General features: G+C 59.6%; 20 protein-coding genes and 1 tRNA gene. 8 read left to right on the plus strand and 13 right to left on the minus strand.

The window, feature by feature from the left end; translation table 11 throughout:
• Nucleotides 1-18: 18 nt before the first annotated feature.
• The 9 genes from KI613_RS17585 to KI613_RS17625 form a co-directional block, all read right to left on the minus strand.
• Nucleotides 19-1,986, minus strand: coding sequence for a diguanylate cyclase (locus KI613_RS17585; protein WP_226401796.1), 1,968 nt, complete (start codon nt 1,984-1,986; stop codon nt 19-21).
• 75 nt (nt 1,987-2,061) lie between these two features.
• A complete protein-coding gene (locus KI613_RS17590) occupies nt 2,062-2,766 on the minus strand; it encodes a DsbC family protein (RefSeq protein WP_226401798.1) in 705 nt (234 codons plus the stop codon).
• 9 nt (nt 2,767-2,775) lie between these two features.
• Entirely contained in the window at nt 2,776-3,939 is a 1,164-nt protein-coding gene (locus KI613_RS17595; protein WP_226401800.1) for a UbiH/UbiF family hydroxylase, read from the minus strand.
• A 40-nt stretch (nt 3,940-3,979) separates the two neighbouring features.
• Nucleotides 3,980-4,267 carry a hypothetical protein gene (locus tag KI613_RS17600; RefSeq protein WP_226401802.1) on the minus strand — a complete coding sequence of 96 codons (288 nt, stop codon included), beginning with the start codon at nt 4,265-4,267 and terminating at the stop codon, nt 3,980-3,982.
• A gap of 132 nt (nt 4,268-4,399) precedes the next feature.
• Nucleotides 4,400-4,699 (minus strand): HU family DNA-binding protein, encoded by a 300-nt coding sequence (locus tag KI613_RS17605; RefSeq protein ID WP_226401804.1) that lies wholly within the window; start codon nt 4,697-4,699, stop codon nt 4,400-4,402.
• A gap of 224 nt (nt 4,700-4,923) precedes the next feature.
• The gene (locus KI613_RS17610) at nt 4,924-5,571 is read right to left on the minus strand and encodes a NapC/NirT family cytochrome c (RefSeq protein ID WP_226405774.1); all 648 of its coding nucleotides are present in this window, start codon (nt 5,569-5,571) and stop codon (nt 4,924-4,926) included.
• Nucleotides 5,571-6,014, minus strand: a complete 444-nt coding sequence (locus KI613_RS17615) for a nitrate reductase cytochrome c-type subunit (protein ID WP_226401806.1) — start codon at nt 6,012-6,014, stop codon at nt 5,571-5,573. The genes KI613_RS17610 and KI613_RS17615 overlap by 1 nt, the downstream gene beginning before the upstream one ends.
• 86 nt (nt 6,015-6,100) lie before the next feature.
• Complete coding sequence (gene napA / locus KI613_RS17620) at nt 6,101-8,614, minus strand: nitrate reductase catalytic subunit NapA (protein WP_226401808.1); 2,514 nt, start codon at nt 8,612-8,614, stop codon at nt 6,101-6,103.
• Entirely contained in the window at nt 8,611-8,871 is a 261-nt protein-coding gene (locus KI613_RS17625) for a chaperone NapD (protein ID WP_226401810.1), read from the minus strand. Before KI613_RS17625 ends, napA begins: the two co-directional genes overlap by 4 nt.
• 282 nt (nt 8,872-9,153) lie before the next feature.
• Between KI613_RS17625 and ahpC the strand changes: the two genes are divergently transcribed.
• Nucleotides 9,154-9,717, plus strand: coding sequence for an alkyl hydroperoxide reductase subunit C (gene ahpC / locus KI613_RS17630; protein ID WP_226401812.1), 564 nt, complete (start codon nt 9,154-9,156; stop codon nt 9,715-9,717).
• A gap of 113 nt (nt 9,718-9,830) precedes the next feature.
• Nucleotides 9,831-11,384, plus strand: a complete 1,554-nt coding sequence (gene ahpF, locus KI613_RS17635) for an alkyl hydroperoxide reductase subunit F (protein WP_226401814.1) — start codon at nt 9,831-9,833, stop codon at nt 11,382-11,384.
• A gap of 95 nt (nt 11,385-11,479) precedes the next feature.
• Here ahpF and KI613_RS17640 read toward each other — a convergent pair whose 3' ends face one another.
• Together KI613_RS17640 and KI613_RS17645 are read right to left on the minus strand one after the other, a co-directional pair.
• Nucleotides 11,480-11,707 carry a hypothetical protein gene (locus tag KI613_RS17640; RefSeq protein ID WP_226401816.1) on the minus strand — a complete coding sequence of 76 codons (228 nt, stop codon included), beginning with the start codon at nt 11,705-11,707 and terminating at the stop codon, nt 11,480-11,482.
• Between the two features lie 116 nt (nt 11,708-11,823).
• A tRNA-Met gene (locus KI613_RS17645) sits at nt 11,824-11,900 on the minus strand.
• A gap of 129 nt (nt 11,901-12,029) precedes the next feature.
• Here KI613_RS17645 and miaB point away from each other — a divergent pair.
• The 6 genes from miaB to KI613_RS21320 all read left to right on the plus strand — a co-directional run bounded on the left by miaB (nt 12,030) and on the right by KI613_RS21320 (nt 19,500).
• Entirely contained in the window at nt 12,030-13,367 is a 1,338-nt protein-coding gene (miaB, locus tag KI613_RS17650; protein WP_226401817.1) for a tRNA (N6-isopentenyl adenosine(37)-C2)-methylthiotransferase MiaB, read from the plus strand.
• A gap of 76 nt (nt 13,368-13,443) precedes the next feature.
• A complete protein-coding gene (locus KI613_RS17655) occupies nt 13,444-14,358 on the plus strand; it encodes a PhoH family protein (protein ID WP_226405776.1) in 915 nt (304 codons plus the stop codon).
• A gap of 55 nt (nt 14,359-14,413) precedes the next feature.
• Nucleotides 14,414-14,779, plus strand: a complete 366-nt coding sequence (ybeY, locus tag KI613_RS17660; RefSeq protein ID WP_404826945.1) for an rRNA maturation RNase YbeY — start codon at nt 14,414-14,416, stop codon at nt 14,777-14,779.
• 5 nt (nt 14,780-14,784) lie between these two features.
• On the plus strand, nt 14,785-15,636 hold the full coding sequence (locus KI613_RS17665) for an HlyC/CorC family transporter (protein ID WP_226401821.1): 852 nt from the start codon (nt 14,785-14,787) through the stop codon (nt 15,634-15,636).
• Complete coding sequence (gene lnt, locus KI613_RS17670) at nt 15,614-17,089, plus strand: apolipoprotein N-acyltransferase (RefSeq protein ID WP_226401823.1); 1,476 nt, start codon at nt 15,614-15,616, stop codon at nt 17,087-17,089. The genes KI613_RS17665 and lnt overlap by 23 nt, the downstream gene beginning before the upstream one ends.
• 191 nt (nt 17,090-17,280) lie before the next feature.
• Nucleotides 17,281-19,500 carry a methyl-accepting chemotaxis protein gene (locus KI613_RS21320; RefSeq protein WP_319004077.1) on the plus strand — a complete coding sequence of 740 codons (2,220 nt, stop codon included), beginning with the start codon at nt 17,281-17,283 and terminating at the stop codon, nt 19,498-19,500.
• A 166-nt stretch (nt 19,501-19,666) separates the two neighbouring features.
• On the opposite strand, the gene KI613_RS17680 is transcribed toward KI613_RS21320, so the two are convergent.
• Both KI613_RS17680 and KI613_RS17685 read right to left on the minus strand, forming a co-directional pair.
• Nucleotides 19,667-20,425, minus strand: a complete 759-nt coding sequence (locus KI613_RS17680; protein ID WP_226401825.1) for a hypothetical protein — start codon at nt 20,423-20,425, stop codon at nt 19,667-19,669.
• A 251-nt stretch (nt 20,426-20,676) separates the two neighbouring features.
• On the minus strand, nt 20,677-21,636 hold the full coding sequence (locus KI613_RS17685; protein WP_226401827.1) for an MBL fold metallo-hydrolase: 960 nt from the start codon (nt 21,634-21,636) through the stop codon (nt 20,677-20,679).
• Nucleotides 21,637-21,663: the final 27 nt, after the last annotated feature.

Genomic DNA, 21,663 nt, shown 5'->3' on the forward strand with positions numbered 1-21,663 from the left:
CAGCCGGCCGCTGTTGAATCAGGCGGAGAAGACGGAAACCTGGTTACGGCCTTCGTGCTTGGCGCGATAAAGTGCCTGATCGGCACACCGGGTCAGGTCGTCCGGCGTCTTGCCGTGCTCGGGATAGGCCGCCACCCCGAGGGAAATGGTAAAGGTGATATGGAAGTTGCCGAGGGCAACGGACAACTCCTCGATCGCCTGTCGCCAGGCTTCGGCACGCTGGATAGCCGTCTCCAGCGGCATATTGGGTAGCAGGATAAGGAATTCCTCACCGCCATAACGACAGGCCACATCTTCCGTCCGGACATCGGCCAGCAAGGTCGTTGCCAGCATGCGCAAGGCCTCGTCACCCACCTGGTGCCCGTAGGTATCATTAACCCGCTTGAAATAGTCGATATCGAGCATGACCAGCGCCAGCGGATTCCCTTCCCGACGGGCGCGGGATACTTCGCGCTCGAGCGTTTCATCGAGGTAACGCCGGTTATACAAACCGGTCAGGCTGTCGCGCACAGCCAGCTCCTGAAGCGCCACCTGCAAACGGCCGATTTCCTCGATCCGCGCATGGAGTTGCCGGTTGGTTTCGCGCAATGCCAGTTCTGCCGCCTTGCGCTCGCTGACATTGCGCGTAATACCAAGGATCGTATGCGCCACACCATCGGCATCTTGCAGATAACTCGAAACCACTTCGGTCGAAATGACCTCGCCATCCTTGCAAACCTGTTCCAGCTCGCTGACCACGACACTCGCCGCCTTGTCACCAGCGGCAATTCGCCGCAAGCGCTGATCGATATCCCTTGCCAGTCGCGACGCCGATTCCGGCGTCAGACGGGCATCAATCGACTGGCCGAGCACATCCTCGGGCAGATAGCCGCACATGTCGGTAATGGAGGGACTGACGTAGGTATAGCGACGTGACGGGATATCGAGCGTCCAGATAACGTCATGGCTATTTTCCGCCAGCATGCGATATCGCGCCTCGCTCTGCGACAGTTTTCTGGCAGTCACCTCCTCCTCGTTTTCCGCGCGCAGCAAACGAATCAGAACCAGGGAGAGAGACAGAAAAAGCAAGAGCGCTGATACAGCAGCAACCCAGAGCGTCTGGCGCCACTCGGCCAGATAATCGTCAACCGCCAAGCCACCGGCAACATACAGCGGATAGTCTGCAATGCGCTGAAATGCATAAACCCGGTCAAGCCCGTCGAGCATCGCCGGCGCGCGCATCGTACCCAGCTTTTCGCCGGACTCGATCCGTCTATACAGTGGATTATTCGCCAGCACCTGATTCACCTGATCAGGGACAGCTGGCCGCCGCAGAATCTGTCGGCCATCATCGGCCCGCCAGATCGCAACAACTCCCTTTGAGCCAACGTTGATCGTCTCGAATATCTTCGCCAGAACGTCCAGATCAAGCGGCGCTGCCACCAGTCCAAGCAAGCCTCCATGGGCGTCACGTACCGGCTGGATAACAAACAGGAATGTGCGCCCGGATAGCTTGTCCGTAATCACTTCAGAAAAATAAAGGGCATTGCCGGATTGCACCGCTGGCGCATTGAAATAACTGCGCTCAGCAAACCCGGAGGTCTCTAGCGCTACGCCGGAAGCATAGAGAAGGCTGCCCGCAGCATCCATGACGCGAAAGCCGCTCACTTCCGGAAACTGCCCGGAAAAGAGCTCCAGTTCATTGACCACGGCTTCCCGGTAACGCCCGACCTCAGCCAGCTTGAAGGCATCTCGGGGCAACGAGACGGCAAGGTGCTCGAGGTTACCCTGAAGGCGCCGCATCGTTGCGGCAAGACGAGCCTCCAACAGGGAGGTGACGCCGAGCGCGTCAGAGGGGGCTTTCCGTTCGGCCTCGCGCCGCCCTTCGTTGAGCAAAAATGCCAGCAACAGGACAACACCCAGCCAGGTGAAGACGAAAAACAGCACCAGCCGAACACGTGCTCCGAACGCACGGCTGATCATTTGTCCGGAGGTGGATATGCCCATTCAGGAATCATGCCTTCGGAATGGGCGAATCACAATAGGCGCCGAGAGTGCGCCGAGTATCACTGCCTCTACGTACTACTTGGCCTGACCGAGCTTCTGCTCGATGCGGGCCAGCGGTATTGCGCCGGGAATCCGCTCGCCATCAGCAAAGAACATGGTCGGCGTGCCGGTGATATTGAGCTTGCGGCCAAATTCCTGATTTTTGGTGACAGCAGTGGTATCGCAATCCTCGCGACCAGCCGGTGCCTTGCCATCGATCATCCAGTCGTTCCATGCCTTGGCGCGGTCGCCGGAACACCAGATCTGCTTCGACTTGCGCACAGAATCTTCAGAAAGAATAGGCAACAGGAAGGTATAGATGGTGACGTTGTCCAGCTTCTGCAACTCCTTGGCCAGACGCTTGCAATAGCCGCAATTGGGATCCTCGAAGGTGGCCAGCACGCGCTTGCCGTCGCCACGCACCTGCTTGATGGCCCGATCAAGCGGCAAATCGCCAAACCTGATTGCCGTGAGCTTTTTCATGCGCTCGTCGGTCACATTTTTCATCGTTTTTGCGTCAATCAACTGACCGCTGACCACGATGGCCGACATTTTTTCGTCGGTATAGAAAATATTGCCATCAGCGTAGACTTCGTAAAGCCCAAGGTAGCCGGATTTCGTGACGCTTTCCACCTTGGCGCCGAGCTTAGCCTCCATTTGCTTGCGGATATCGGCTTCGTCAGCCGCGGCACTCAGACAAAACGTCATCGCCAAGACCATCGGCAACAATTTCTTCAACATGCGATTCTCCTAAAGGGCGCCGAGAGCATACCGCACCAGGGCATTTTTTATTAACGGCAGGCCGTTGGCCAGATCCAGACCAAGGTTGCGCAACGGGCGCAAGCCTGGTGATGACTCTTTGAACAAGCGACGCAGACTGTCTGTCGTTGTCTGCATCAACACAGTTTCCTCGCGCCTGGCGCGTTGATAACGCTGCAGGAAACGCTCCTGACCTATATCGTGCCACGGCTGTGTTGCCGTTAGTTGACCGGCAAGCGTCATGGCATCCTGAAAGCCAAGGTTGATACCATGACCGGACAAGGGATGAATTCCATGCGCCGCATCACCAACCAGCGCCAGTCGTGGCGCGACTGTTTGCGGTACGCGCATCAAGCGCAAGGGAAAAGCCGCCGGCGCCGTGAGCAACTCCAGTTTGCCCAGTACCCGACTCCCGGCCTCGGCCACCCGTTCGCAAAGCAGTTCGGAAGGAAGCGAACAGAGTTCATCGGCATGGCCATCAGGCGTGGACCACACGATGGAAATGCGATTACCCGGCAAGGGAAGATAGGCCAGCACGCCATCGTTGCGAAACCACTGGAATGCCGTGTTGTTGTGCGGTTTTTCCGTGGCGAAATTGGCGACCAGGCCTTTTTCTCCATACGGCGTGTTGACCTCAGCCAGACCAGCAGTCCGCCGCACCCACGAATCGCGGCCATCGGCACCGACCAGGAGACGTGCCGACAAGGTCGTGCCATCGCTCAGGCGAAGGACGGCTGCATCCTGGCGAAACTCCAGGCCATCCGGCCGAGCCGGACAAAAGAGCGTCAGATTGCCTTGGCGCTTGGCGCTCTCCCAGAACTCGCAAGCCATCTGCGACGATTCGAGAATCCAGCCCAATTCGGAAACGCCGGTCTCAAACGCGGAAAAGTCCAGTCGGCCAGCGCCATCGCCATGGATTTGCATGGCGCGGATCGGCGCCATTCTTGAGGCGTCAAGGTGGCGCCATGCCCCTATTGATTCAAGAAATGAGGCATTGGCCGGACTGATTGCGTAAATACGCGAGTCCCAGCCATCGGGCAGATGTGGTGGGATATTTTCGACGAGGGCGATACGCAAGCGGGTGTCGCGCAAGGCCAAGGCCAGGCTGGCGCCGGCCAGCCCTCCACCAACGATGATCAGATCAAACTGCTGCATGACGGCGATTATGCCGTTTCAGGACAATGGAACAAGCAGATCAGGCGGGCGTGCCACCGCCACCACCGGTTTGCGGCTTGTTCTGGCGCGGTCGGCGATTGTTGTTGGTGCGCGGGCGATGCTTCTTTTGCTGTTGGCCAATGCCGCCACCGGTACCGGCATTCCCGCCTGGCTTGCCATGCTGCATGTTGCTGCGACCTGGACTGCCACCAAGCGGCTCATTGCTGGAAACACGGTTACCGGGAGCGAGCTGGATTTCCAGCTCGATGATTTCGTCCCACTGCTCGTCAGTTCGATCACGTTCAGGGATCGAAAGGAGGTCACGCAAGCGGCGACGCGTATCAGGCGGCGGGGCTACCGTAACAGGAGCTTCGGGCGGATTTTCTGGATTCGGATTGTTCATTGCAACTTAAAAAAGCGGAGCCCGTCGAAGACGAACCCCGCATTCGTTAACACCGGATTACTTCTTTTTGGCGGCGGTCTTCTTTGCGGCGACCGATGCCTTGAAAGCCGTACCAGCAGTAAATTTCGGAACCGTAGTAGCGGGAATTTTCAGCGTAGCGCCGGTTTTGGGATTCTTGCCGGTGCGCGCTGCGCGCTTTGCGGACTTGAAAGTACCGAAACCAACGAGTGTAACAGACTCCCCTGCGGTCACGGTCTTGACTACCGCGCCGATGATGGCCGACAGCGCCTTGTCAGCAGCAGCCTTGGTTATACCAGCTTCTTTTGCAGCAACTTCGACCAGCTCGGATTTATTCATCTAAGTGCCTCCTAGTTACCTATCAATGTTTAAGAAAACTGGCCGTCGGAACGGCAGCACGACAAAAGTAGCATACCTTTTTAAATAAGTGTTGGCCCAAGAGCGCCTATTTGCAGGCGATTGCGTGAATATTTGTAATATTCATACGTCTGGCAACCTATTTAGCCACAAAACAACAAACCCGGCACGCAGCCGGGTTTGCCTTGATGCCATCGGCAAAGGGATTATTTGGCCGCTGGCTTCTCTTCTTCCTTGGCTGGCTCGGCCGGTTTTTCGCCGTGCGAGATGGCCACTGCACCGTCGTTTTGCTTGCCGATGTGCTGGTCGATTGCCGGCAACTGGTGAGCGATGCCCTTGTGGCAGTCGATACAGGTCTTGCCCTCCGTGAAGGCCTGAGGATGCTGACGGGCTGCCCGGTTACCCTGTTCGGTGTAATCCATGTAGTCGTAGCGGTGGCAGTTGCGGCACTCCTGCGAGTCATTCGCCTTCATGCGCCGCCACTCGTTCTGAGCCAACTGCGCACGTTTGGCATTGAATTTCTCAGGCGTATCGATGGTACCCAGAATCTTGTGCAGCACTTCGTTGGAGGCCTGGATCTTGCGGATCATCTTCGGCCCCCATTCCTTGGGTACGTGGCAGTCCGGACAGGTGGCGCGCACCCCGGTGCGGTTCGTATAGTGCACCGTGTTCTGATATTCGCGGAAGACGTTTTCTTCCATCTCGTGACAGGAGATACAGAACGATTCCTTGTTGGTCGCCTCGAGAGCCCAGTTGAAGCCTCCCCAGAAAACGACACCGGCAGCAAACAGGGCAAATACGGTGACCAGCCCGATGCGCTTGACCCATGCGGGCGTGAATTTATCGAGACTCATCATTCCCCCTTCTTGGCAGCCGGCTTATAGGTATTGGCGACGAGCGGCTTGGCGTCGAACTGCGGCACGTGGCACTGCATGCAGAAATAGCGGCGCGGAGAGATATTCGATCCCTTCTTGTCTTCGCGGTCGAGATAGTGCGACTTGGCAACCTTCGTTGCCCCTGTTTCCTCGGCCCGTTCCTTCGAGTGGCAGTCCATGCACTTGTTGAAGTTCTGGGTGATGTTGTAGCCCTTGATGCTGTGCGGGATCAGCGGCGGCTGTTTCTGGAAGTTGCGCGGAATGGCTGCTTGGTCCTTCTCCGGTCGGAACATATCGACCTTGGGGTTCCCCTCGATCGACTCGATGCCGATCTCATTCACTCGCAATTCCTGCGCGCTGACGCCGCCAACTCCCCCCAGGAGCATGCCGACGGCCAGGGCCAGTGCAGTGATCAATCTCATATTCATTACCTCCGATGAGCGTCTGGAGCCGGGGCCCCATTCGCTTTTTGGCTTATTTTTCCGGTTGACCGTGGAATCCGGCCTCATCAGGCCCGAGTAACCTTGACGGCGCACTTCTTGTAGTCCGTTTCCTTCGAAATCGGGCAGGTTGCGTCCAGCGTCAATTTATTGACCAGACGACCGGCATCGAAGAACGGGATGAAGATCAGGCCACGCGGCGGCTTGTTACGGCCACGCGTCTCGACGCGCAACTGGATTTCACCGCGCCGCGAAGCCACCTTCACTTCCATGCCGCGCTGCAAGCCACGCGCCTTGGCGTCATCCGGGTGCATGAAGACAACCGCATCCGGGAAGGCCTTGTACAGCTCAGGAACGCGGCGGGTCATCGTGCCGGTATGCCAATGCTCAAGGACACGACCGGTGGACAGCCACATGTCGAATTCCTTGTCCGGCGACTCGGCGGGCGGCTGGTAGGGCAGCGCAAAAATGACTGCCTTGCCGTCCTTATGGCCGTAGAACTTCACGCCCTCACCCTTCTTGACGTACGGGTCATAACCTTCGCGGAAGCGCCACAGGGTTTCCTTGCCGCCGACTACCGGCCAGCGCAAGCCGCGCGCCTGGTGGTAGGTATCGAACGGCGCGAGATCGTGGCCATGGCCGCGGCCAAAAGAGGCATATTCCTCGAACAGCCCCTTCTGGACGTAGAAGCCGAAGTGCTTCGACTCGTCGTTATCGAAGCCGGCAGCGGTTTCGCTGGTCTTGTACTTGTTGACCACGCCGTTGGCGTAGAGCACATCAAACAGCGTCTTGCCTTTCCACTTCGGAGCCTTGGCAACCAGTTCGGCCGGCCAGACCTCCTCGACCTTGAAGCGCTTAGCGAATTCCATGACCTGCCACAAATCGGAGCGCGCCTCGCCCGGCGCCTTGACCTGCTGGCGCCAGAACTGGGTGCGCCGCTCGGCATTGCCGTAAGCACCTTCCTTCTCGACCCACATGGCGGTCGGCAGGATGAGGTCGGCAGCCATCGCCGACACCGTCGGGTACGGATCGGAGACGACGATGAAGTTCTCCGGCTTGCGCCAGCCCGGGTAGAGCTCTTCATTGATGTTCGGACCGGCCTGCATGTTGTTGTTGCACTGCTGCCAGTAGAAATTGACCTTGCCGTCTTTCAGGGCGCGGGCCATGGCCACGGCGTGGTAACCGACCTTGTCGGGGATCGTGCCGTCCGGCAGGCCCCACAACTCTTCGGTGTGCTTGCGGTGCTCCGGGTTGGTGACGACCATATCGGCCGGCAGGCGGTGCGAGAAAGTACCGACTTCACGCGCCGTGCCACAAGCTGAAGGCTGGCCAGTCAGCGAGAACGGGCTGTTGCCCGGCTCGGAAATCTTGCCGGTCAGCAGGTGGATGTTATAGACGAGGTTATTGGCCCAAGTACCGCGGGTGTGCTGGTTGAAGCCCATGGTCCAGAAGGAAATGATCTTGACCTTCGGGTCGGCATACAGCTCAGCCAGTGCCTTGAGATCCTTCTCGGCCACGCCGGACAGCTTGGAAACCTTTTCGACGGTGTATTCCGAAACGAACTTCTTGAATTCATCGAAAGTAATCGGATCGGACTTGCCGGTATCGCCCTTCGGCTTGCCATCAGCGCCGGGATAACCGTTGCTGGTCGCGTCCTTTTCCAGCGCGTGGGTCGGACGCAGGCCGTAGCCGATGTCGGTAGCGCTCTTCTTGAAATTGATGTTCTTGTCGACGAAGGCCTGATTCACCTTGCCGGTCTGGATGATGTAATTGGCGATGTAGTTGAGGATCGCCAAATCCGTCTGCGGCGTGAAGATCATCGGGATGTCGGCCAGCTCGTAAGAGCGGTGCTCGAAGGTCGACAGCACGGCCACCTTGACGCCCTTGTTCGACAGCTTGCGGTCGGTGATGCGCGTCCACAGGATCGGGTGCATCTCGGCCATATTCGAGCCCCACAGCACGAAGGCGTCGGCATGCTCGATGTCGTCGTAGCAGCCCATCGGCTCGTCGATACCGAAGGTACGCATGAAGCCGGCAACAGCCGAAGCCATGCAGTGGCGGGCGTTGGGATCGAGGTTGTTGGTGCGGAAGCCGGCCTTCATGAGCTTGGCAGCGGCGTAGCCCTCCCACACCGTCCACTGGCCCGAGCCGAACATGGCTAGGCCGTTCGGCCCCTTGGCCTTGAGCGTCGCCTTGGCCTTCTCTTCCATGATGTCGAAAGCCTGTTTCCAGGAAACAGGCGCGAAATCGCCGTTCTTGTCGTACTTGCCGTCCTTCATGCGCAGCAGCGGCGTCTTCAGACGATCCGCACCGTACATGATCTTGGACAGAAAATAGCCCTTGATGCAGTTCAGGCCACGATTGACCGGTGCGTCCGGATCGCCCTGGGTGGCCACCACGCGGCCCTCCTGCGTCCCGACCAGTACCCCGCAACCCGTTCCGCAGAAACGGCAGGCCGCCTTGTCCCAGCGAATCTCGTCCTTGCCCTGCGCCACGGCCGTACCGGGCGCAGCCAATCCTGCTGCCGACATGGCCGCCGCTGCTGCGTTGGCCTTGATGAAATCGCGTCGATTGAGCTTCACGCCTCTACCTCCTCGGTATCTACTGATTCGTCGTCGCTATATTGATAAACCATGGCCACCGATGCGACGCCGGGCACTCCATGCAGGGCTACATATTTATCCGCAGCCGAGTTCGTGTCGTCATCCTCCAGAGTAACGACCACCTTACCCTCCGGACTCCGGGCATGAATTTCCACCCCGGGCATCAGGAGAAGTGCTTCGCACGCCTCGTACAGGCGCTCCGGAGCGATGTACAAAATGGCGCTGGAAATATTCATCCGGCCGACCTCCTCAAACTTTGGCAGCCCAACGCCGCCATGGCTGGCAATGATCCCGATCCATACAGGGACTTCAATTGATGTGTATCAAGTCCATACTGCAGTAAGGGCTTCAATAGTGCCAATGGAAAGACTGACTAGTACTTTGGGACTAGGTGCCAAGCAGCCAAACAAAATAGCTAAATCCTATCGCGAGTATTTGACCAATCAATTGGATTGATCAAAGTACAGCACCTAGTATGGCGTTGTGTTCAATTTCAAACACCCACTCAGGAGAAAACAATGTCGCTCATCAACACCCAGGTTCAACCGTTCAAGGCCCAGGCTTTCCACAACGGCAAGTTCATCGAAGTCACCGAAGCCAGCCTCAAGGGCAAGTGGTCTGTCGTGATCTTCATGCCGGCCGCCTTCACCTTTAACTGCCCGACCGAAATCGAAGATGCCGCCAACAACTACGCCGCATTCCAGAAGGCCGGCACCGAGGTGTACATCGTCACCACCGACACCCACTTCTCGCACAAGGTCTGGCACGAAACCTCGCCGGCCGTCAGCAAGGCCCAGTTTCCGTTGATCGGCGACCCGACCCACCAACTGACGCGCGCTTTCGACGTGCATATCGACTCCGAAGGCCTGGCCCTGCGCGGCACCTTCGTCATCAACCCGGATGGCGTGATCAAGACCGTTGAAATCCACTCCAACGAAATCGCCCGCGACATTTCCGAGACCCTGCGCAAGCTGCAGGCCGCTCAGTACACCGCCGCCCACCCGAACGAAGTTTGCCCGGCCAAGTGGCACGAAGGCGATGCCACCCTGGCACCGTCGCTGGACCTGGTTGGCAAGATTTAATTAGTTAGCGGCAAACAGGATCGAGCGGCGATCGCCGCTCGATCATTTGGATTTCAGCGAAATTTTCCGGTTGACCGTGGAATTTCAGTGAAATTCAGCATAGGGAGAACAACATGCTCGATAGCAACATCAAGGCTCAACTCAAGGCCTATCTCGAAAAACTGCAACGCCCGATCGAACTCGTCGCCTCGCTTGACGACAGCGCCAAGGCCCAGGAAATGCGCAGTCTGCTGACCGACATCGCCGAACTCTCGCCCAAGGTCAGCCTGCGCGAAAACGGCACTGCCGCCTTGCGCCCGTCCTTCGCCATCGGCCTGCCCGGCGAAACGCCGCGCATCACCTTTGCCGGCATCCCGATGGGCCACGAATTCACCTCGCTCGTCCTCGCCCTGCTGCAGACTGGCGGCCATCCGCCCAAGGTCGATGCCGCCGTGATCGAGCAGATCAAGGCCCTGCCCGGCACCTTCAATTTCGAGACTTTCATCTCGCTGTCCTGCCACAACTGCCCGGATGTCGTGCAGGCGCTGAACCTGATGGCCGTCCTCAACCCCAACGTGACCAGCACGATGATCGACGGCGGCATGTTCCAGGGCGAAGTCGAGCGCCGCAAGATCATGGCCGTGCCGACCGTTTTCCAGGGTGACTCCGAATTCGGCGCCGGCCGGATGAGCATCGAGGAAATCATCGCCAAGCTCGACACCGGGTCCGCCGCCCGTGATGCCGAAAAGATCAACGCCAAGGAAGCCTACGACGTACTCGTCGTCGGTGGCGGCCCGGCCGGCGCTGCAGCCGCCATCTACGCCGCCCGCAAGGGCATCCGTACCGGCCTGCTGGCCGAACGTTTCGGCGGCCAGGTCATGGATACACTGGCCATCGAGAACTTCATTTCAATCAAGGCCACCGACGGCCCGAAATTGGCCATGGGACTCGAAGAACACGTCAAGGACTACGACGTCGACGTGATGAACCTGCAACGCGCCACGCAACTGATCCCCGGCGACCTCATCGAGATCAAGCTCGACAACGGCGCCTCGGTGAAAAGCAAATCCGTCATCCTCTCCACCGGCGCCCGCTGGCGTGAAATGAACGTCCCCGGCGAGCAGGAATACCGTGGCAAGGGCGTCGCCTACTGCCCGCACTGCGACGGCCCCCTGTTCAAGGGCAAGCGCGTCGCGGTGATCGGCGGCGGCAACTCCGGCGTCGAAGCGGCGATCGACCTCGCCGGCATCGTCGGCCATGTCACGCTGCTCGAATTCGACGGCCAATTGCGCGCCGACGCCGTGTTGCAGAAAAAGCTGTTCAGCCTGCCCAACGTCACGGTCATCGTCAAAGCTCTATCGACTGAAGTCACCGGCAACGGCGAGAAGGTGAACGGGCTGGTTTACAAGGACCGCAACACCGACGAAGTGAAGCGCATCGACCTCGAAGGCATTTTCGTGCAGATCGGCCTGCTGCCGAACACGGACTGGCTAAAAGGTACTGTTGGCCTGTCCAATCGTGGCGAAATCGAAATCGACGCAAAGGGCCAGACCAACGTACCCGGCGTCTTCGCCGCCGGCGACTGCACGACAGTGCCCTACAAGCAGATCATCATCGCCATGGGCGCCGGCGCCACCGCCTCGCTCAGCGCATTTGATCACCTGATCCGCACTTCGGCGCCAGCCTGATCGATTCGATCAGCCGCCCTTTTTACGAGCCAGCGCACCACAAAAGTGCATTGGCTCGTGCCGCACTGTCGACAACCTGACAAGCGCAAGCACCATCAAACCAAAATGCGCGGATTCGCCGCCCCGCCGGAAAGACTGGCATAGCGCGACGGCAAATCGCCCGGCAGGCAATAGCCGAACAACAGCTCCTCCGCATCCTGCAACGAAGCGCCCGTCGACAGCACATACTCCGAAACGCCGGCAAAGGCAGCCAGGCGCATCCAGAACATGGCCTCTTCGGTCAGGCTTGCGCTGGCGTTAAATGAGTTCGGAAAATCATGCATGACGCACCTCGCTTTCGGAAAAACGACACTACGAGGCAGTACTAGCAATATTCGGCCCAGAACCGGAGCCTGAAAAAGAAAAACCCGCTGACGAATCAACGGGTTTTCGGTATTACTGGTGGTGATGGGCAGAATCGAACTGCCGACCTATGGGTTATGAATCCATCGCTCTAACCGACTGAGCTACATCACCACGCTTGAGGGCGCGGATTATAGTTTGCGGGGGTTGGCCGGTCAACCGAATTTCGGGTCGGTTATAATGGCGAACTTTTGTGCCGCAGGATGACCTAAGCGGCACCCACTGATTTGTGAAGTGTTACCCATGCCCAAGAAATTATTCATCCGTACCTTCGGGTGCCAGATGAATGAGTACGATTCGGACAAGATGGCCGATGTGCTCAACGCCTCCGAGCCGATTGTCAGGACCGACAACGTTGAGGAAGCCGACATCATCCTGTTCAACACCTGCTCGGTGCGCGAGAAGGCGCAGGAGAAGGTTTTCCACGACCTCGGCCGGGTCCGTCACCTGAAGAAGCTGAATCCGAATCTGGTGATCGGTGTCGGCGGTTGCGTGGCGAGCCAGGAGGGCGACGCGATTGTCGCCCGGGCGCCGTACGTCGATATCGTTTTCGGGCCGCAGACCTTGCACCGTTTGCCGCAGTTGATGGCTGAGCGCAAGGCGAAGGGCAAGGCGGCGGTCGATATATCCTTCCCCGAAATCGAGAAATTCGATTCGATGCCGCCGGCCGAAGTGAAGGGCGCCTCGGCGTTCGTCTCGATCATGGAAGGCTGCTCGAAGTTCTGCACTTTCTGCATCGTGCCCTACACGCGTGGCGGCGAGGTGTCGCGGCCGTTCGACGACGTGCTGACCGAAGTCGCCGGTCTGGCGGCAAATGGCGTCGGCGAAGTGACGCTGCTCGGCCAGAACGTCAACGCCTATCGCGGCGACATGGCCGAGACGGACGAGAAGGCCGATCTGGCGATGTTGATCGAGTACATCGCCGAAGTGCCGGGCATCGAGCGCATTCGTTACACGACCTCGCATCCGCGCGAAATGACGCAGCGCTTGTTCGATACCTACGCCACCGTGCCGAAGCTCGTATCGCACCTGCACCTGCCCGTGCAGGCCGGCTCCGACCGCGTGCTGGCGGCGATGAAGCGCGGCTACACGACGCTCGAATACAAGTCGATCATCCGCAAGCTGCGCGCGGCGCGGCCGGACATTTCGCTGTCGTCGGACTTCATTGTCGGTTTCCCCGGCGAGACGGACGAGGACTTCGAGAAGACGATGAAGCTGATCGACGAAGTCGGTTTCGACAGCTCGTTCTCGTTTGTTTACAGCCCGCGCCCGGGCACCCCGGCGCTGGAGCTCGACGATTCAACGCCGGCCGAGGTCAAGTCGGCCCGGCTGCTCCGTTTGCAGAAGCGCATCGACGAACAGGCGCAAGCAATCAGCCAGACCATGGTCGGCAGCATCCAGCGTGTACTGGTCGAAGGCACCTCGAAGAAGGATGTGCATGAACTGGCCGGTCGCACCGACAACAACAGGATCGTCAATTTCGCCGGCAACCCACGGCTGATCAACACCTTCGTCGATGTCCGCATTACTTCGTCGCTGTCGCACACGCTGAGAGGCGAAATTGTCATCCGCGAAGACTGACAAGCCGGCAGCGCGGGCCAAGCCCGCCCCCAAGACCAAGCCGGTCGAGATCGCGCTGGCGCCGGTCGACAACGCCATGCTGGCCAACCTGTGCGGCCCGCTCGACGAGAATATCCGCCAGATCGAAACAGCGTTCGATGTTGTCATTCGCCGTCGCAACGAACGCTTTTCGGTTTTCGGCGAAAAATCCCGGTTGACCGTGGAAGCCTTGCAGCACTTCTACGGCATGGCGCGCGAAGCGCTGACCGTCGATGAAATCCAGCTCGGCCTGATCGAACTGCTCAACGCCCCGGTGCGCCGCATTTCACGCAAGGCCGAAGGCCCGGTCGACGGCCCGCAACTGATCACCCGCAAGACCGAACTGCATGGCCGCACGCCGCGCCAGGTCGAGTACCTCAAGAACATCCAGGAACACGACATTACTTTCGGCATCGGCCCGGCCGGCACCGGCAAGACCTATCTCGCCGTTGCCTCGGCCGTCGATGCCTTCGAGCGCGATCTGGTCGAACGCATCATCCTGACCCGCCCGGCCGTCGAAGCCGGCGAGCGCCTCGGCTTCCTGCCCGGCGACCTGACGCAGAAGATCGACCCGTATCTGCGCCCGCTCTACGACGCGCTCTACGACCTCATGGGCGCCGACCGCGTCAGCAAGCTCTACGAAAAGCGCGCCATCGAGATCGCGCCGCTCGCCTTCATGCGCGGCCGCACGCTCAACCACGCCTTCATCATTCTCGACGAGGCGCAGAACACGACGCCCGAGCAGATGAAGATGTTCCTGACCCGCATCGGCATCGGCGCCAAGGCCGTGGTGACCGGCGACATCACCCAGATCGACCTGCCCAAGGGCCACAAGAGCGGCCTCAACGAAGCCATCAGCATCCTCAAGGGCGTGCGCGGCCTGGCTTTTACCCATTTCAAGAAGGAAGACGTGGTGCGCCACCCGCTGGTCGCCCGCATCGTCGAAGCCTATGAGTCCAAGCAAACGACTTAACCTCTCGGTGCAATATGCCTGTAACCGCGAGGGCTTACCCTTGCGAGCGGATTTCGTGAAATGGGCGCGCGCCGCTCTGGTCGGTGGCGGCGAAGTAACGATCCGCCTGGTCGACGCGGACGAAGGCCGGACGCTGAACAATGAGTACCGCGGCAAGGACTACGCGACCAACGTGCTGTCCTTTCCGTATGACAGCGAACCGCTGGTAACCGGCGATCTGGTCATCTGCCCGAGCGTCGTGGCGCGCGAGGCGGCCGAGCAGAACAAGCCGCCGGCTGCTCATTACGCGCACCTGACGGTGCATGGTATGCTGCATTTACAGGGCTGGGATCACGAAAACGACGAAGATGCCCAGGCCATGGAAGACGAAGAAAGGGAGATTCTCGCCGCAATGGGTTATCCAGACCCGTATGCGGTTTAAATATTATGGACAGTGACAGTAAACCGAGTTTCATTGAACGACTGACTTCCCTGCTGCTGCGCGAGCCTGAAGACCGCGAGCAGCTGTTAGAAATCCTGCACGGCGCCTACGAGCGCAACCTGATGGACGCCGATGCGCTGACCATCATCGAAGGCGCGCTGGCCGCCTCCGACACCCGTGTCACCGACGTCATGGTGCCCCGGGCCCAGATGGATGTCATCGACATCGACGACCCGCTGACCGAGGTCGTGCCTGTTGTCATCGAAGCCGCCCACTCCCGTTTTCCAGTGGTCGACGGCGACCGCGACAAGGTGCTCGGCGTGCTACTCGCCAAGGATCTGCTGCGCGTCCAGATTGAACCGGAATTCAACCTGCGCGACTGGTTGCGGCCGGCCGTCTTCATCCCCGAATCGAAGCGCCTCAATGTCCTGCTCCGCGAATTCCGCGTCTCGCGCAACCACATGGCCATCGTCGTCAATGAATACGGCGGCGTCGCTGGCCTGGTCACCATCGAAGACGTGCTCGAACAGATCGTCGGCGACATCGAGGACGAATACGACTTCGACGAAACCCACGACAACATCCGCCTCGATGCCTCCGGCCGTTACCGAGTCAAGGCGCGCACCGAAATCGAGGACTTCAACGAAGCCTTCAAGACCACCTTCTCCGACGAGGAATTCGACACCGTCGGCGGCCTGGTCCTGCGCCACCTCGGCCGCGTGCCGAAGCGCAACGAAGTCATGGACATCGACGGCGTCCGCTTCCAGGTGCTGCGCGCCGACAGCCGCCGCCTCTACACCCTGCTGGTGACACCGGCACCCAAGCCACTTGCCGGTGCTGAAGACTTTACTGGCTAAAAACCGGGCTGCACGCTATCTGATCGCCGCGACCATGGGCGTCGTCGGCGTCGGTTGCTTCGCGCCGTTTGGCCTGTTCTGGCTGGCGCCGCTCGTCTGGCTCGGTTTCTTCTGGCTGCTGCGCGAAGCCGACAGCCCGCGCCAGGGTCTGCTCACCGGCCTTGCCTTCGGCATGGGCTTTTTCCTGACCGGCGTGTCGTGGGTCTTCGTCAGCCTCTCGGTTTTTGGTGGCATGCCGTGGTGGCTGGCCGGGCCGGCTGCCTTCCTGTTCTGCACCGTGATGGCGCTGTTTCCGATGGTCGCCGGCTATGTCTTCAAACGCTGGCAACCGGCGGCATTCTGGCGACAGGCCCTGCTCTTCGCCGCCCTGATTGCTGCGGTCGACTGGCTTAAAGGCTGGATTTTCACCGGCTTCCCGTGGCTCACCGTCGGTTACTCGCAGGCGGCACCCAGTCCGCTGGCCGGCTTTGCGCCGCTGCTCGGCGTACACGGCCTGTCGCTGCTCGTCGCGCTGAGCGGCGCCCTGCTCGTCCGCTGGCGGGTCGGCGTACCGTTTGCTGCCCTGCTCGCCATCGCTGGCTTCAGCCTGCAGCAGGTGGCATGGACGACGCCGGTCGGCGAGCCGATCAGCGTCGCGCTGGTCCAGGGCAACGTGCCGCAGGAAATGAAATTCCGGCCGGAAGCCTTCTTCCGCACGCTCGACCTTTACCGCGAGTTGATCGCGCAGAACCCGGCGCAACTGACTGTCCTGCCGGAAACAGCCATTCCGGTTTTCATCGACCAGATTCCCATCGATTTCCTCGACGAGTTGAAAGCACTGGCCAAGCGCCAGAACGGCGACATCATTTTCGGCACGCTGACCGGCGTTGGCGAGAACTACTTCAACAGCGCCGTCAGCATCGGCAGCTCGCCGCTGCAGGTTTATAGCAAGAACCATCTGGTGCCCTTCGGCGAATTCATTCCGGCCGGCTTCGCGTGGTTCATGGCCTACGCCAACATCCCGATGTCGTCCTTCACGCGCGGGCCGGAAGTGCAGACGCCGCTCGCCGTCGCCGGCCAGCACGTGGCGGCCAACATCTGCTACGAAGACGTTTTTGGCGAGGAAATCATCCGCGCCCTGCCCGCGGCCGGCATTCTGGCCAATCTGTCGAATACCGCGTGGTTCGGCCATTCGCTGGCCCAGCCGCAGCATTTGCAGATATCCCAGATGCGCGCCGCCGAAACCGGCCGGCCGATGCTGCGCGCGACCAATACCGGGATGACCGCGATCATCGACGCTCAGGGCCACGTCAGCGCCACCCTGCCCGCCTTCACGACCGGCGTGCTGAACGGCGACGTGCGCGCTTACGAAGGCATGACGCCCTATGCCCGCTTCGGAAACTGGCTGGCGCTGGGGCTGATCGCCGCTCTGGCCCTCCTCGGCCTGACCGGAAAGCGCCAGGGCGCCGACTGATCCGGCCAGGCTGCGGCACGCGGATTTCAAAATTGGGCCTTTTTCCCGGTTGACCGTAGAACTTGCGTTGCCCGGTGCAGATTTTGCCCAAGCATTCGGCGAAAAGATTCACTTTATAATTGGGCACAGAATTCCCGCTCGCTTGCGATTTACTGCTTTCTTCCCATCCCTTCACCACAGGCTGAATGAGCATGCAATTCCTTGAAAATCTGCCGCTGGGCAAATTTCTGCGCGTCATATCCTTGATGGTTTTCGTGGTGCTGCTCATTGTCGGCGGCGTCGGCATCGCCGCCCTGCAAAAAGTCTCGTCAGCGGCTTCTTTGATGGGACAGGGCAAGGATGTCGTGGCCGATATTCTGCCGCCGCCGCTGTATGTCATCGAAGCCCAGCTGGTGGCCTACGACATCGCCAGCGCCCCGGTCGATCAGCGCCCGAAACTGATCGAAAAAATCGCTCAGCTGAAGAAGGATTACAACGACCGCAACAAGTTCTGGACCGAAAGCGACCTCGACGCTGGCGTAAAACAGAAGCTGCTCGGCGAACAGCGGCGTCAGGCTGACCTGTTCTGGGCCGAACTCGACACGAATTTCCTGCCAGCCGTTGCCGCGCAAGAGCAGGCGGCGCTCGAAGCTTCGCTCAAGCAGATGCGCCAGCACTACGAGGCGCACCGTACGGGCGTCGAGGAGACGGTCAGCGTGGCCAGTCAGTTTGCCGAATCCTCGTTCAAGCAGTTGATGGACACCAGCCAGACCAACAGCGTCATCGCCATCATCGCCAGCATTGTTGGCTGCGCCCTGGTTGTGCTCGGCATGAAATCGCTGGCATCGTCGCTCAACCGGCGGATCGGCGGCGAGCCGGCCGAAGCCGTCGCGGTAGCCAACCGCATCGCCCGGGGCGATCTGAGCGGCACAGTCCTTGTCCGGCCGGGCGATTCGGCCAGCATGCTGGCCGCCATGAAACAGATGCAGGACAGCCTGAGCGGCCTGGTCGATGAAATCCGGCAAATGGTCCACTCGGCCGAGAAAGGCGATCTCGGCAAGCGGATACAAGTGGGCGACAAACAGGGCTTCGGCCAGGAAATCGCGGTCGCCCTCAACCAGTTGATGGTCGTCACCGATACCAGCCTGCAGGATGTTTCGCGCGTCGCCTCGGCGTTGGCCGCCGGCGATCTTTCGCAAAAAGTCGATGCCTTTTACCCCGGCGCCTTCGGGCAGACGGCCAGCGCCGTCAATGCCACGGTGAGCGCCCTGATTGAGGTGGTTGATGAAGTTCGCGCCGTCGTCGATGCCGCGGCGCAAGGTGATTTCGCCCATCAAATCGACACCACGCGCAAGCAGGGCTATGCGAAGACGCTGAGCGATCTGCTCAACAGCCTGAGCACCACGGCCGAACAGGCGCTGGCCGACATTTCATCGGTGTCGCAAGCGCTGGCCGAGGGCAACCTGACGCACAAGATCGACAAGCACTATCCGGGGCTGTTTGGCGAAACGGCCGAGGGCCTCAACGCCACGGTGGCCAACCTGCAGGAGCTGATCGGCAACGTCGTCGGCGCCGTCGATACCATTTCGACCGCCGCCAAGGAAATCTCCGCCGGCAACAGCGACCTCTCGGTGCGCACTGAAGAACAGGCCTCCAGCCTTGAGGAAACGGCTGCGAGCATCGAGCAATTCACCGCCACCGCCCAGCAAAACACCGACAGCGCCAAGCAGGCCAACCGCCTTGGCCAGTCGGCCGCGGAAATCGCCCGGCGCGGCGGCGAAATCGTCAATGCCTCGGCCACCACCATGCTCGAAATCCGCGACAGTTCACGCAAAATCGGCGACATCATCAGCGTCATCGAAGCCATCGCCTTCCAGACCAATATTCTCGCCCTCAATGCCGCGGTCGAAGCGGCCCGCGCCGGCGAGCAAGGCAAGGGCTTTGCCGTCGTCGCCACCGAAGTCCGCGCCCTGTCTCATCGTACGGCGCAGGCCGCCAAGGAAATTTCCGTGCTGATCCGTGATTCAGCCAGCAAGGTCGAACACGGCACCAAGCAGGCCGAAAAGGCCGGCCAGAGCATGAACGAAATCATGGCCGCCATCTCCAGCCTGTCCACCATCGTCGCCGGCATCAGCGCCGCTTCGGTCGAACAGACCATCGGCATCGAACAGGTCAACAATGCTGTCGCCCAGATGGACCAAGTCACCCAGCAAAATGCGGCGCTGGTCGAAGAAGCCGCAGCCGCTGCCGAGTCTCTGGAAGAACAGGCGCAACAACTGAAACAACAGGTCTCGAGCTTCAAGCTTGGCAAGACCGCCTCGGCAAGCACCAGAGCCACGCCAGCCCGTGGCATGCTCGGGCACAACAAGCCACAACCCAGAGCAGAGCTGCACGCACCGTCAAACGAAGATGCGGAGTGGTCGGCGATTTGAGGCTGATCGATGCTCGATCGCCGGCAAGCTGCGGCGCGAGGATTTCAAATTTGGGCGATTTTTCCGGTTGACCGTGGGAGGGTGCCGGGTGCCCGTAGCAGACAATCAGTTGCTTAGAAGCTTGATCTTTTCGAACATAGCCGTTCGACAGGCGTGGCCATCCTGACTATTTGCCTCTGCGAATTTTCGAGAGCGCTTCGACTAGTACCGACTGTTTGCCGTAAAGGCTCAATATTGACGATAGATTTATACCGATCAACGGAGCAAGCAACGTACCGCGAATACCGCCACTCGTCGCGTTTATGAATCCATAGCTCTGTTCATAACACTCAATGAAGCTTTTGCACTCAGCAACGTTAACTTGTGCGACAAATTGTCCGATCTGGTCTGGGTGGTTTGCCTCAATATTAGGCACTCGAATCCACATTTGCTGAGCAATTTTCTCGAAAGCGGCCGCACATTCTTCAAGGGCCTTGGTTGTCCCCCACACCGAGGATAGGACTGAACAATGCCGCCCCGCGATACCATGAACCTCAATGGACATAACTGAAAGGCGATCTCGTGTCGCGAGAAAATTGGAAGCTTGATCTATCGCTCGCCTAATTTTGAAGGCGGCGTCAGGCGTCGCCCCTTCGGCATGGACCAAATTCACAGCCTCTACCAACGAATGAATATAGATATTAGCCTTCGTAGACAACTGCGCAGCTTCATTGAAGAACTGTTCAATCTCGCTGGCAACAGAGGCTTTCAAATGAGCCACCGCCTCTGCTTTCCAGTTCACCGTAGCACTATGAAATGCGATCAAGAAACCAACTACCGTTAGAACGGAGGTAACTACTGCGGTCTTGGACTCCGCTGGAAGTCCATCAATCCAAAGTACAAGTTGCGCAGGAGTAAATGGTTTTGGCTCACCGATTGTCCACATAGCCCAATACAGTAGGGCAGACAGGGCAAAAGCCCCCAGAATCGTCCCAATAAAAAATCACACTAAGAGAAAAACGGGAACAAGATAATAGAAAAGCCACGCGGAGAGCCTCGGCGGCATTCTTCTAAGTAGACTTACTCCAGACATATGAGGTGATTGAACTCCGGCAGAAACGACACATCGAGATATAGCATCAGCATACAACAAGAGCCGTTAGCACCGAGCCTGACCAAAACTTGATTAAACGCTGATCAGCCCCGGTGATCCAGCCACCAGGTCAGGCCCCGGACGTTGAGTTCGAGATCGGTGGCTAGGATGTCGAGAATGGTCGCTTCAGGCAGCGTGCAGCCGTGGCTGCGCAGTTCGGCCAGGAGGTAGGCGGTGAGTTCCTGTTTGGTCGCGGCGTGGCGAGTTTCGCTGTCCTTGGCGTGGGCTTCCGCGATGGCGACGTGGGCGTCGAGGCGGCGGTGGAGGTTGGCGGCCTGGGCCGGCAAGTCGATGACCTGGGCGTAGTGGGTCAGGTACATGGCGCGCGGGTTGTAGCTCATCAGGCGGTCGATAGAGGCGCGCATTTCGGCGTGGTCGAACTGGGTCGGGCTGGTCGTCGGCTGGATGAACTGGCGGCCGTCGACGTCGAATTCGCGATAGGAAAGCCCGAACATATCGCCGGTGAAGATGGCCTTGGCTTTCTGGTCGACGATGCAGATGTGGTGCTTGGCGTGGCCCGGTGTGTCGATCATGAGCAGTTCGCGGCCGCCGAGCTGGATGGTCAGGCCTTCGTGGGCGTCGATGATGCGGTCGGCCGGAATGGGCAGGATGTCGCCGTACACGTTCTCGACGTATTCCTTGCCATAGACGGCGGTGACGCCAGCGACCAGCTTGGACGGCTCGGCCATGTGGCGCGAACCGCGCGGGTGCACAACCAGTTTGGCATTCGGGAATTCGCGCATGAGCGAGCCGGCGCCGCCGGCGTGGTCGAGGTGGATGTGGGTGAGGATGACGTAATCGACGGCGTCGCGGCCGAGGCCGACCTTAGTCAGCGCTTCCAGCACATTGGGCAGCGAGTCGTTGCTGCCGGTGTCGATGAAGGCGACGCGACCGTCGTCGACGATCATGTGGATGGCGGCCAGAATGGGGCGCACGTAGCCGGCATCGAAGGCGATGATGCCGTTGCCGTAGTCTCTCCAGTCGAAATCCTTGGTTATCTTCATAGTAGTAAACAAATAATTATAAGTCTT

Origin of the sequence: Ferribacterium limneticum (assembly GCF_020510585.1) — a bacterium.
Lineage (GTDB): Bacteria > Pseudomonadota > Gammaproteobacteria > Burkholderiales > Rhodocyclaceae > Azonexus.